A 12,292-nucleotide genomic window follows, 5' to 3' on the forward strand; every position below is an offset into this window, starting at 1 on the left:
CAACGTGAGCCAAGGATCTCTTGACCTGCCAGGTTCGCCAACGATTGAGCGTGCGTCATACGCCTAGCGACGCGCGCTCAATTCGTGGCCGTCGGCCTGCTGCCCGCGCCGCATGAATGTCTTGGGATTCGATATTCACCCGAATATCCATTTCGCATTAAATCGATTTCCGCTTTTCAATTTCTGGTCATTATCAGATTGCTTTCGAAGTAGAATCGCGCGGGAAAGAGGAATAATCAGATCGAGAGGCGGCATGGGCACGCAGGACATAATCGGGGCGATTACGGGTGGACTGTCGCAGCAGGACCGCCTTCTGAAACTGGATACGCCGGCCGGCAAAAACGTCTTGCTGCCCCACCGTGTCACCGGGTGCTCGCGGATCGGTCGTGATTTCTCCTTTCTGCTCGACTGCGTGTCGACTCAGGGCGACGTACAGCTCAAAACGCTGATCGCCCAGACCGTTACGCTCTGGATCCAGCGGGCCGATCGGTCTTACCTGCCCCACCATGGCTATATACATACAGCGCGTCGGCTGGGAGCCGACGGAAATCTCACAAGTTACCAGTTGGGATTTTCCTCGTGGATGCACTTTCTGAAGTTCCGGCGTGACCAGCGACACTGGCAGGACAAGGCAGCGGACGAAATCGTCTCGGACGTATTCAACCAGCATCCGCAGGCAAAAGGCATGTACCGCTTCGCGCTCTCGAAGCCGCTGCCGAAGCGTTCCTACTGTCGGCAGGACGAGACCGACTGGAACTTCGTGCACCGGCTTCTCGAATCCGAGGGCCTGTATGGCATCTGGCAGCAGGCGGCGGACGGCAAATCACACACGCTGGTCGTCACCGATCGCCTTGAGACGCTCGAACCGCTCTCACCTGCAACGGTCGGGTTCTATCGTGCCGGCGTGAGCAGTGAGGCCGATGCGCTCACCCAGTGGTCAGGCACGCGGATGCTGCAGTCCGCGCTCCTGTCGACGCGCACCTTCGACTACAAAAGCCCGTCGACGCCTTCCAGCCCCAAAGGCACGTCGATACCGACCATGGCGAATCAGGGTGCGCTGCCGGCGCAAACCGAAGTCTACGAATACACCGGTGGCTATACGTACCCGGAACAGGATCGCGGCGATCACCTTTCGAAGATTCGCATGGAGGAATGGGAGTCGCAGGCCAAGCGCTTTCACGGCGTGGGTAGCTTGCGCGCGATGGACGCGGGCCGGCGCTTCACACTGACCGGTCATCCCGAGCATGACCACGACGCCGCCGACCAGAACGAGTTCGCGAGCATCGAGGTCGAGTGGGTCATCGAGAACAATCTTCCGCTCGCCGGGCACGAAGCGAACTACCCACACAGCCTGAATCATCAGCTCGCACAGGCCCGCGCCGACGACTCTGGTCAGATTTTCAGCGCGAGCCACGTAGACGGCTCCACGGGGTTCTACCGGGTCGCCATCGAAGCGCAGCGTACGACGGTGCCGTACCGGAGCCCGTTCGAACATCACAAGCCCGAAGCGAAACTGGAATCGGCGATTGTGGCCGGACCGAAGGGACAGGAGTGCTACACCGATGAACTGAACCGGGTGAAAGTGCTCTTCATCTGGGACCGGCTCAATGAAGGTGACGAACGTGCATCGTGCTGGGTGCGCGTGGCGCAGTCCGATACCGGCGATGGATATGGTGGCGTCCACATGCCGCGCGCGGGCGAAGAACTCCTGATCGGCCACATCGGCAATGACATCGACCGCCCGATTGCGCTTCATCGTGTGTACAACGGCGCGGCGAAACCGCAGTGGCATTCGAACGGCCTGCTTTCTGGCTATCAGTCCCGGGAGTACGGCGGCGGCGGCTATAACCAGTACGTCATGGATGATTCCACGGGGCAGCCTCGCATGCGGATCATGAGCAGCCACGGCATGAGCGGTCTCCATCTCGGCTACCAGATCGTCCAAGACGGCAATTCGCGTGGCGCGTACACCGGCAGCGGCTTTACCTTGCGCACCGACTATGCAGGTGCGGTCCATGCGGGTGAGGGACTGTATTTCAGCACACATCAAATCAGCGCCGACGGTCAGCCGCTTGATACCACCGCGCCGCGCGAGATCCTGGCGCGTGCGGATCTGCTGGTCGAGTCCTTGTCCTCCGCAAGTTCGACCGCCAAGGCCGAGGATATGAAGCCTGGCCGCGAAGCGCTTTCACAGTTCGCGAAGGCGACCCAGCACAGCAAGGCGGGCGTGACCAAAGGCGGCAATACGGCGGGCGGTGGGACAGGAAACGCCAATGCCTTTGCCAAACCCGTCATGCTCGGATCGAGTCCGGAGAGCATGGGTTTTACCACGCACGCGTCGGCGCAGATGGTCGCGGACGACCATCTGAATTTCGTCAGCGGCAAGGACACGTACTGGGCCGTGGGCAAATCGCTGGTTGCGAGCGTCGCAGAAAAAATCAGCGTGTTCGTCCAACGCGCCGGTATGAAACTGATCGCCGGGAAAGGCCCGATCGACATCCAGGCGCTCACCGATCAGCTGCGATTACTGTCCGAACTCGGACTGACGCTCAAGAGCAACAACGGCAGCATCGAGATCGATGCGAAGACCGAGTTGATGCTCAAGTGCGGCGGCTCATACATCCGTATTACCCCGCAAGGAATTGAGGACGGCACGCGCGGTGCACGCACGATCAAGTCGGCGTCGTTCAGCCGGCAGGGTCCGAGTTCGGTGGCCGAGCATATGAATAGCCTCGAGAAGCCGGCGTTCAACGACAAGTATCTCTTGCGCGACCGGATCACCGGCGACCCGCTCAAGAACCACCCTTACGAGATTGTGCGTGGGGATGGCACACGCCTGAGCGGGGTCACGGACGAGCTGGGCCATACGGTCGAGCAGAAAAGCAACGATATCGAAACGGTGGTGATCCGGGCGCTGCGGCCTGGCACGAGCAACGCATAAGCGAGAATCCATGAGCGAAAATCAGCCCGACAATTCGGGTACACCGGGCCAGACGTCCGGCGACGACGATGCCGAACAGGAAGTCGTCCGCCTCGCGTCGCAGACTGATGAGGACGGCCACTCTTCCGCCCAGGCGCCCTTGACGCCGGCCGACGACACCCGCGCCAAGGAAACCTTGCACGATCTGCGCCCCATCATTCCCGTGATTTTTATACCGGGCGTGATGGGCTCGCCACTGGCCGCCAAGGACAGTGGCGACGCGGCATGGGCCGCACCAAATACAGACACGATAGGTGCATCACTCGGCGCGTTGTGTTCGCTCATCGCGGGATGGTTTCGCAGCGCGTCGTCGCGCGAAACACTTTTCGCTCCCGAGAGCGTCATGGTGACGCCGCTCGGTCCGATCGTCGACCTTGGAGAGAAAGACCCAATTACCGAGAAAGAGGCGCGACGCCGCGGCTGGGGTTCGGTCTATCGGACCGGCTATCAACCTGTCCTGCTTTGGCTCGAGCAGCAGTTGAACAACCCGATGCTGCTCGGCAAGCCAGAAGGCGCGTGGATCAATCCCGATCCCGAGGGCGAGAAATGGGCGCTCCATCCGGTGCTCGGCACCGATCCGAAGACCTACGGCGCCATTGCTGCCGCAGGTAAAGGCCAGGTGATCGCGCCGGACTCCGCTGAATTCAAGAAATTCGCGAAGTTTCGCTATCGCGTCTATGCAATTGGATACAACTGGCTGCAGTCGAACGACCTTTCGGGGCGTGATGTGGTGAATGGTCTGGATGTCCCCGATCCGCAGACAAAGAAGACGACACGGCTGATGGGCGTCACCGAGATCTGCAAAGAAAACGATACGGGCAAGGCCATTATTCTGACGCACTCGATGGGTGGGCTGGTGGCTCGCTTCGCGGTGCTGAACCATGGGCTAGAAGGTCTTGCGCACGGCGTATTTCATGGATGTCAACCGGCCACCGGTGCTCCTCTGGCGGCCAAGCGTTTCAAGACAGGCGGCAGTCCCGAAGGCGGCATGAATGGTTTCATCAATGGCAGTCTGCTGGGGCGCGATGCGGACGAGTTCATGGCGGTGATGACGAACGCGCCGGGACCGATGGAGCTGACGCCGATGCCGGATTATCACAATGGCGCGCCGTGGTGGATTTTTGCGCGGCCCGGCGGACAGGTGGTCATGCAGTTCCCGGAACACGGCGATCCGTATAACGATTTGTACGTGAATCCCAAGTGGTACGGTTTGCAGCCGCCCGACAAACAGCTCGATCCCGCTGGGATCGTCAAGACGCGGCTCAAGGCAGGCGGGCTTCAGACAAGCCTATCGGATTATTATCGATCGACGATGGAGACCGTTGTAAAAAACCAGAGCCATTTGAAGAATCATTACCATGGCAAGACATATGTAGCCTACGGCGAGGGCGGCCTCGACTTCAGGTCACCACAGTCGAGCACGACGACAGAGGCCAGCGACAAGAGCAAGCCTGGCATCGAAAAAGGAGACCCGACGAAGAATCTGCTGACGTGGGGTAACGCAATCTGGACCGGGGATGTGCCATCGGACGTGCAGGCGCCTGAACTTCAGGCCGCAACGTTGCTGCACGACTCGGGCAAGGGCGAGATCCGCGTGTTTCTGGAGCAACGCAAACTGAGCGTCACATTCACCGTCCAGAAGACGAACACGTTGCCGGATGTGAACGCCAAGACGGACTGGTCGCAAGTGGCAACGAAGACAGGAATCATCCGCGGCGACGGTACGGTGCCGGTGTGGTCGGCCGATGCGCAGGCGCGCGGGTTGAAGCCGGATGTGCCTGGCGACCCGGCCAAAGGAGTTCAGATGGCGTTCGTGCAGGGCGGATACCAGCACATGACCAGTTATGCGCACCCATGGACGCACTGGGCGATACTTTACAGTGTGGTCCAGATTGTCAACGACATCTAGGTGCCGGGAACATGTTAATGGTTCGCCTCTTTCGCCCCCTCATTCTGCTGGCAGGTCTTTGTGCCTGCTCTCTTGCGCTTTCCGTGGAACCAACGATGAACAATCCGCTGCTGTCCAAAATGCGCCCGTGGTGCATCGGCCGCCTCGTATTCGACCGGCCCGCGTCGAGCGAGATTTCGAATCAACATTACGCGTACAGGGGAGACAAACTCGAAACAACTCACAATGTCTCACTTGAGGCCTATCGCACCAAAGTCGAGGCCCGGGAAAACGAGTTGCGTACGAAGCAACGCTATAACCCCGTCAACCTGGATGAGAAAACCGGGAAGGCCTGGCTGGAGAAGGCATTTTCGCCGGTCAACGATTCGCGGTTTTTCATCTACCAGGAAGGCGTGGCGAAAGTCGAGATGCCCTTCAAAACGGATGGCTACCTCTTTGCGGACCACACACTCTTTCATACCGCCGGCCTCATGGGAGCGTCTGCTCTCGGTAACTCCGAGAATATCTACAGCGACACCTACAGGCGAATCAAGGCGCGAGACAACTGGGCCGTGCCGACGGAGTCGGGCTTTTGCTTCGACGGCGGGATCGTCACCGGATCGTCGACCTACACGGAAGAAGTCAGCCAGTCGTTTGCGCTGCTGCCGGGCCGACCTGCCCTGCTCCTGATCAAGATGCGAGATGCGGTCGAGCAGGATCAAGCTCAGCCGCTCACCAAGAATCTGTCCGAGCTTCGCGCACAACTCGATCGAATGCCTGGCAGCTATCGCATCCTGCGCAAGGGCAAGCGCGTGGTGGCCGGCATGGACGCCGAAGAGGTCCTGTTTGCGCTTCAGGACGGCCCGATTACGGTCTACCGTTTCTATCTGCTGGCACCGGGCAATCCTGCCACGCTTGCACAACCGCATACCTCGGTTGAACTGCTGCTGGGCACGTCTTCCCGGAGCGACCTGCCGCCTGATCAGGCAACGTCGCCGGTCGATGAGGCGGGAGCGCTGCAGGTATGGGACGCCCTGCTGAATAGCCTCCGGCAGCGACCGGGCGCAGTGTAGGAGCGTACGATGCGGCGTTACGACATTGTGAAAGGCGACAAAACGACGGTGGGTGGCATCGTGCAGGGCGGTGACGGTAACGACCTGCTCGGCGGGCGCGAGCAGGCCTACGAAACTGATCCCGTCCTGTGCCCGGTCTGCAAGACCGTTGGGCTGATCAAGTGCGACGGCGCGCGCATTTCCACGACAGGACCGGACGGACGGCAGGCGGCACTGAGCGATGATCTGTGTGTCTGTCTGTGCACACCGCATCCGCGTCTTGTGCCGTCGCAAACGACGTCTTACGTTGACGTGTAGGCGCCGCGGCACGCTGACGCAGCGAACCAATAACGAATACCAAGGAGGGTGACGTGATGAGGAAGCGAATATTCAGTCTGACGCTACTGCTAGCGATCGTGGCAACCATAGCGGGTTGCGCGTCGCTGAAATGCATTCCGACGTGTTGACGTTCTGAGGCGCGCTGCCGGCAGAGATGCGCATCGCGATGCGCTTGTAACGCGCGTCCTACAGACCTTCGTCTGACTACCCGCATCGCGGCTGTGAAAAGTCGTTCGCAGCGTCCATCCGCTCCGGCCAACAGATACCTAGCCCGCTGCCCCCTCGCGGGGCGGCTGAACGACGAAAGCAAGGAATGCCTTCTCCATCTCGGGGGAAAGTGTTGATGCCGAATCAGCGCTTCCTGTCTGCGTTTCTGCCTCTGCAAAACCGATCGGTCGCAGCGCCCGACTCAGCTCAGAAGCTGGTCGCCCCGATGCCACCGGGACCGACCGAATAATGGACGATTTCGGAAGTCCGGGAGACAAAGGCAGGCCAAAAGGTCAGACGGCCATCGGCCGTGCGCTGAATTGCTGACGCAGTTCAGCCTCAATGGCCGCGCGCTCCGCCTGGATGTCTATGTTATCAGGCACCGCGATCTTCAGATCCTGCATCCGCTTCAGAATCTCCCAAGCCTCATAGTCGTGGAATGGATTAAGACCCATGACGTTGCCGAGATTCTTGTTCGCGCCTCCAACCGCCGCGGCGATCTTGACGAAGTCGGAGATGGCCAAGCTGACGTCCCAGCCCCGGACGAAAAGCAACAGTGCGGAGAGCGCCAACACACTCGCGGTACCGGCACCGCCCTTGGCGGCTTTCAACGGCGCGTAGTTGTGGCCTATGAATTCGGCCAAGGAGCGGGTCTTGCCGTACTCGTTGACGAGCACAGCCGGATCGAACACGGAGCGACCATTGAAGCGTTGAGACAACGATTGAGCACGCTTTCCACTGTCGCCGAACATCGCGATACGCCGATCCATGATTGCCTGCATGTTCGCCTCATGCTGCGGGTAGCGCTCCATCACCCGCCGAGCGGCCTCGGCACGCCAATCAAACTGCGGCAATGCCGCAATCTCCGGAGTGAGCGCCACCCCACCCGGCAGCGCCCCAGAGGACCGGAACATGTTCTCCTGCAGCGCCGATATCCAGGTGAACAGCCGCGAGTCGAGCGTGACCGCGAAGAGCGAAGCGACCTTCTTGTTGAAGAACCACTCGCGCATGTCGCGAATCGAGACTTGGCTGAAGACGCCCTGTTCGATGCCGGTGCAGACTAACTCCCTGACCGCTCGCGTCAGATTTGACTTCGACTCTGTCAACAAAACCAGATTTTCCGGAACAGTATTCGCCGTCTCCGGACTGCCGAAGTCGCAGTGGGGCCTGTGACCCGGTGTCGTGAACCTGAAGAAAGACTGGCGGCTCGCTTTGCCTGTTTTCGTCGCCGATCGGACAATCTCAGCTCCGTTCACAAAGCAACTCGGGCACTGCAAATCGGTCCGGAGATAGGCGCGCCAAGCCTCGGGAATGGCGTCAACTGAGGTGTAAGGCTGTCCGAACTCAGCGGCGAGCCGCTTGAGTGTCTGCTCGACGTCAAGCTCGGCGCGCTGTGAAGTTGAATAGGCTGTCAGTGGCATAGCGTCTTTCGCATCACTCAATCTTCACGACTGAAAATAAACTTAGCCAATGATATCAATCAAATGAAATGAAACGAGAAAACGCAATTTTTTGCATCGACGTAGGAGGCGCCGATTGTCAACACCACCGAAAATAGAGCAAGTGCGCCGCCGAAAAGCTAGGCCAGACCCTTCAGGACGCGGCGCAGCGAGGCGCATCGCCCCAGTCGGCAGCCACAGGTGCACCTCACTTTCCGCACCCACTCGAAGCTGCCCGGTTTCAGCGTCCCGGCGCGGACCTGGCTCGGCAAACCCCTTCGTCGACGTGTCCGATTTGGCTGTCCACGCGCAATTGGACCGCGGCGACCTGGATCTGCTCACCGCAGCGGACGCGTCGCGACCGCTCTGAGGTCCGCGCCGCGTTCTGGAAGCACCCGTCACGATCCGGATCGCGACCTGCTGCGCGGCACACGCGACGACGAAGTGACGCCTGAGCTTGCGCCGGTGTCGGAAGGACAGGAAAATCAGCGAGTACACCGCCACCAGTCTCACGCTCGGCCGTCATCCGCTCGCCCTGCTGCATAGCAAACTGCTCGCGATGCTCCTGCTGATCGGCGGCCGCCGCACGATGATCGCCGAGCCTCATAAATCAGTGTTTGCCTAGGGTGACATCGGCGCATCCATTGGTCAACGATGTCAGGAAGAATCGCGGCGCACTTTCACGTCGATAGTTCGGAATGCAAGGGTTAAAGCACTATCATCTTTCCGTCCCGACTTAATACACGCCATTCCACGAACCCAGACGCAGTTCCAATAGCTCGTCGACCCACATCAAAAACCGGTCGCCCCGATGCCTCCAGGACCCACGGTGTAATGACCGACGGTCGCTCCAATGCCACCGGGACCGACCGAGTAGTGAACGCTGTCCCCTTGTTGGCCCGACGCCGCGGCACATGTGTTCTTGCCCATGGGCGACAGGCAAGGGTCCGGTTTTCCATTCCCGAATGCGTTGGCAATGGCATTGTTCCTGGCCATGGCTTTGGCGGTGAACTGTTCGGTGACCTTGTTTCGCGCTTCGACAATGGCGTTCATTTTTTTCGTCCAGACACGGGCCCTGGCCTGATCGTGAGAGGCCAGAATCTCCTGACCTTCAGGAATCATCTTTTCGATTTGAAGATCGTACTGGATCACTTCTTTCGGCAACTGGCCTGCACGGACCGACGCGCGGTCGTTTTCCGTAACCTTGGTCCAGTCAGCACTCGACAGCGACGCATCCGATCGTGCCGCGCTCGCGCTACGGTTCTGTGGCGGAACCATACACCCCGCGAAGGCGGTGATGACGAGAACGGCCAGGAGGCATTTACATGGATTTACTTTCATGGGTTCCTTCCAAAGAGGCGTCATCGGCACCGTTGTCTCCGAACCATTCTTGACGGTTTCATTGCCGTTGTTGAATTCGAATGGCACAGTGCCGGGCTTGCCGGCGCTGCGCTGTACACGCATCCGCCATTACCGTTGACGCGCAGCGGATTGCCGATCAGGCCGAATGGTTTCCTGCAACTTCATCTCACCAGTTCCGCGCTTCCGCCCACCATAAATGGTCAACGCAACCTGGACCCTCGGTGGATGCACTTACGACCGTATTGGATCTGTCCGTTTTCAGCGTCAGCGAACATCGATAGGTGTTCGTCTGGTAGTAGCCCGTCGGAGCATACTGATTCTGGAGAATCGGCATTCCAGCCACGCCATTGCCTCCTGCTGTCTGCCCGACCTGCACCTGTCCGGCATAAGCACTGCCGGTCTGCACGAAATCCTGTTGCGTGTTCGAGTGAAAATTTGTCCAGTACTGGACTTTCAATGGGTGCGTGGGGTCGCTGCTGTCTTGCGTAACAGACGCCGGGCGACCGATCCGGGCGTAAACATCATCGACATTTTTGCCGATGAATACATTGGCCAGGTGCTGCTGATAGGTACTGCATCCGGCAATCAGGATGACGGTGGCACAAACCGCGCAAACCCGCGATGGCTGCCAGTTGATATAAAGCATGATGCGTCGTTCCCAATGATCGACAATGCCGATGCGTTATTCGCAAGAAGCAAATGACCCGCCTTGATTCGGCCTCCTGACGGGATGTCTTCAGGGATGGTGTGATGCTCCGCCGTGCCAGGATGATCACCTGGCCGGCCTTGATCGGATGCTGACTGTGACCCCTGCCCTGTCATCACTTTGGATGACATTCCCAGTCGTTGTAGGTCGGGGGATTGATCGGCGTAAGCCCCGGGATCATGAAAACTTTGCACGTAAAGCGACGCCCCTTGCCGGTCGTCGCGTCGTAGCTGACCTGCTGCCCGCCCAGCGCATTCTTTTGTCCGTACTGGATATTGGCGATCGTGATCTCGTCCGATGACCCGAGCCCCAGCGTCTTCGCGGTGGAGTTCTGGACGTTGATCATGTTCATCTGTGTCGTCCCGCAGGCTGACAGGATCAGACCGCTCACGGCGATCCCCACCGCGATCCTGATTGCCTTGTGAATTTCCATTTCCCGCTCCCGTTCGTTTTTAATTTGGGTCTTCGTCGCAATCGCGCGACGAAGACCCGATACGTCGACGGTCGGCCTCACGCCGCGTCGCGATACAGCCGGTTACGTACCCGGCGTATAGAAACTCGTCTGCACGATGTCGCCCACGGTGCTGTCCTTGTACAGTTGCCAGATGAGCGCCGTGACGCCCGATGCGTTGACAGCCAGCGCCGGCCAGGTCGCGTCCTGTGGCTGCTGACCGAACAGCGTAGGCGTACCCCACGCACCGTTCGCGTAGCGGTTGGTGACGATGTCAGTCGAAGTCGCAGTGCTCGTATCCTGCCAAACCACCGTCGCGTTGCCTGTAGCGTCGACGGCTATACGCGGCTGGCGATTGTTCAACTGATACACATGCGCGGTCATCTGTTGCGTTGCTCCCCAGACACCGTTCGCATCGGTCACGTTGGCGCGCAATGTGCCGTCAGGCATGATCCACGTCACGGCGGCGACGCCCTGGTCATTCGTGGCCAGTTGCGGGTAATAGCCGATGTCCGCCGTGTCGACGAACGGCATCACCGGCAACACGGCCTGCCAGCCCGTGCCCGCGACGTAGCGCTGCGACATCGTCGTGGTGTGCGCCCCATTACTGTCGATATCGACCTCGCCCCACACCAGCATGATGTTGCCTTTCGCATCCATGCCGGCCTCCGGCGCGAAGACTGCCCGACTTCCTGGACTGCCCGCTTCGACCACCACCGGACTCGCATTGGCCCAGCCGTTGGACGGGTCGTAGGTAGTCGTCCACAATGCCGATTTCGTGCTGTCCGTCTGCCGCCATGCGAGTACCGCATTGCCCGACGGCGTCATCGCGAGATTCAATTCGACGTTATGGATGCCCTGTCCGCCGACGCCAGTGACCGCGCCCGGGCCCGTCTGCGCAGGTTGCACGATCTGTCCGGGAGACGACCACGAGCCGCCGACGGTAAAGCGGCTCGTGAAGACGCGCGTATCCGCCACATCGGTCTTCTGCTGCCAGGCTACGATCGCATTGCCCTTCCCGTCGACCCCGGCGGTCCACGCAAAGCTGGTCTCGTCGGGAGCCAGTTCCACGGCCGTCCCCCATCCGCTCGCCGGATCGTAGGGTCGCACCCACAGCCCGTACCCCGTGCCTCCAAGAAACTGTTGCCACAACGCCAGCGCATGACCGTCCGCGCCGCCGACCAGCAGCGGTGCGCTCGCGCCGGGGCCGCTCATGTCGACGGTGCCGTCGGACGTATCGACGCGCACCGGCGTGGCCCAGCCGGTGCCGGGAACATAGCGGCTCGACCACAACTCGTTGCCGAGGCTTCCGTTGGGACCATTAGTCATCCATAACGCGAGCGCATTGCCCTTCGCATCGATAGCCACCGATGGAGAAAATTCCGGGCCCTTGCCGTCCACCGCGGCTGCGGTCGACCAACCCGCCTTGACGCTGGTGCCGCCACCCGGGTTCGACGGGTTACCCGGACTGGACGTCGTGCCGCCCGACCCCGTCGATGCATTGCCCGAAGTTTTCGATACATCGTCGCCGCCACAGGCCGACAATACGAGGCTGGTTGCGAAGGCAACCGCCGCAACCGCTGCGATAGGTTTCATGCATGTCCCCAGAATAAAAGTCACTTCCTTGCGCTAATAAATCGGGAGTAACAGCGCAGCCCCTCCCTACGACCTGATTCACTCAAATCCGATTTACACCGGGACCTCACGGATTGATCTCGATGTGAAACGATCCACACGTCCATGCCGACGCGCAGCAGCATTGCCTGATAATCCATGGATAAGACGGCTCCCCCGGATATACGGAAATAGCATCCTGAGCCCAGGTTTATGCCGTGCAGGAAGGCGCACTCAGTGCGCTCGCCGCCATG

At 60.1% G+C, this 12,292-nt stretch carries 10 protein-coding genes; 5 read left to right on the plus strand and 5 right to left on the minus strand.

The genetic code is table 11. The annotated features are described in order from the left end of the window. Nucleotides 1-253 precede the first annotated feature (253 nt). From BM438_RS05930 to BM438_RS05945, 4 genes are all read left to right on the plus strand, one after another. Nucleotides 254-2,941 (plus strand): type VI secretion system Vgr family protein, encoded by a 2,688-nt coding sequence (locus tag BM438_RS05930; protein WP_093633388.1) that lies wholly within the window; start codon nt 254-256, stop codon nt 2,939-2,941. 10 nt (nt 2,942-2,951) lie between these two features. After that, on the plus strand, nt 2,952-4,889 hold the full coding sequence (locus BM438_RS05935) for a lipase family protein (RefSeq protein ID WP_093633389.1): 1,938 nt from the start codon (nt 2,952-2,954) through the stop codon (nt 4,887-4,889). Between the two features lie 95 nt (nt 4,890-4,984). Next, on the plus strand, nt 4,985-5,941 hold the full coding sequence (locus BM438_RS05940) for a T6SS immunity protein Tli4 family protein (protein ID WP_244179265.1): 957 nt from the start codon (nt 4,985-4,987) through the stop codon (nt 5,939-5,941). Nucleotides 5,942-5,950: 9 nt separating this feature from the next. Further along, nucleotides 5,951-6,238: a PAAR domain-containing protein gene (locus BM438_RS05945; RefSeq protein ID WP_093633391.1), complete on the plus strand. Its 288-nt coding sequence runs from the start codon at nt 5,951-5,953 to the stop codon at nt 6,236-6,238. Nucleotides 6,239-6,759: 521 nt separating this feature from the next. Here the strand turns inward: BM438_RS05945 and BM438_RS05950 are convergent. Continuing rightward, the gene (locus BM438_RS05950; protein ID WP_093633392.1) at nt 6,760-7,887 is read right to left on the minus strand and encodes a hypothetical protein; all 1,128 of its coding nucleotides are present in this window, start codon (nt 7,885-7,887) and stop codon (nt 6,760-6,762) included. 475 nt (nt 7,888-8,362) lie between these two features. Between BM438_RS05950 and BM438_RS45375 the strand changes: the two genes are divergently transcribed. Next, nucleotides 8,363-8,530: a hypothetical protein gene (locus tag BM438_RS45375; protein ID WP_167378312.1), complete on the plus strand. Its 168-nt coding sequence runs from the start codon at nt 8,363-8,365 to the stop codon at nt 8,528-8,530. A gap of 167 nt (nt 8,531-8,697) precedes the next feature. On the opposite strand, the gene BM438_RS05955 is transcribed toward BM438_RS45375, so the two are convergent. The 4 genes from BM438_RS05955 to BM438_RS05970 all read right to left on the minus strand — a co-directional run bounded on the left by BM438_RS05955 (nt 8,698) and on the right by BM438_RS05970 (nt 12,020). Further along, nucleotides 8,698-9,369 (minus strand): hypothetical protein, encoded by a 672-nt coding sequence (locus tag BM438_RS05955; protein ID WP_093633393.1) that lies wholly within the window; start codon nt 9,367-9,369, stop codon nt 8,698-8,700. Nucleotides 9,370-9,433: 64 nt separating this feature from the next. Further along, nucleotides 9,434-9,913, minus strand: coding sequence for a hypothetical protein (locus tag BM438_RS05960; protein WP_093633394.1), 480 nt, complete (start codon nt 9,911-9,913; stop codon nt 9,434-9,436). 175 nt (nt 9,914-10,088) lie between these two features. After that, nucleotides 10,089-10,406: a hypothetical protein gene (locus BM438_RS05965; RefSeq protein WP_093633395.1), complete on the minus strand. Its 318-nt coding sequence runs from the start codon at nt 10,404-10,406 to the stop codon at nt 10,089-10,091. A gap of 102 nt (nt 10,407-10,508) precedes the next feature. Further along, entirely contained in the window at nt 10,509-12,020 is a 1,512-nt protein-coding gene (locus tag BM438_RS05970; protein ID WP_093633396.1) for a hypothetical protein, read from the minus strand. Between the last annotated feature and the right edge of the window lie 272 nt (nt 12,021-12,292).

This window comes from Paraburkholderia aspalathi (assembly GCF_900116445.1).
GTDB lineage: Bacteria > Pseudomonadota > Gammaproteobacteria > Burkholderiales > Burkholderiaceae > Paraburkholderia > Paraburkholderia aspalathi.

Excerpts from the sequence above, each read along its gene's own strand:
- BM438_RS05930 (WP_093633388.1), top strand. The coding sequence starts at position 254 with ATGGGCACGCAGGACATAATCGGGGCGATTACGGGTGGACTGTCGCAG.
- BM438_RS05935 (WP_093633389.1), top strand. The coding sequence starts at position 2,952 with ATGAGCGAAAATCAGCCCGACAATTCGGGTACACCGGGCCAGACGTCC.
- BM438_RS05965 (WP_093633395.1), bottom strand. The coding sequence starts at position 10,406 with ATGGAAATTCACAAGGCAATCAGGATCGCGGTGGGGATCGCCGTGAGC.
- BM438_RS05970 (WP_093633396.1), bottom strand. The coding sequence starts at position 12,020 with ATGAAACCTATCGCAGCGGTTGCGGCGGTTGCCTTCGCAACCAGCCTC.
- BM438_RS05950 (WP_093633392.1), bottom strand. The coding sequence starts at position 7,887 with ATGCCACTGACAGCCTATTCAACTTCACAGCGCGCCGAGCTTGACGTC.
- BM438_RS05960 (WP_093633394.1), bottom strand. The coding sequence starts at position 9,913 with ATGCTTTATATCAACTGGCAGCCATCGCGGGTTTGCGCGGTTTGTGCC.
- BM438_RS05940 (WP_244179265.1), top strand. The coding sequence starts at position 4,985 with ATGAACAATCCGCTGCTGTCCAAAATGCGCCCGTGGTGCATCGGCCGC.
- BM438_RS05945 (WP_093633391.1), top strand. The coding sequence starts at position 5,951 with ATGCGGCGTTACGACATTGTGAAAGGCGACAAAACGACGGTGGGTGGC.
- BM438_RS05955 (WP_093633393.1), bottom strand. The coding sequence starts at position 9,369 with ATGCGTGTACAGCGCAGCGCCGGCAAGCCCGGCACTGTGCCATTCGAA.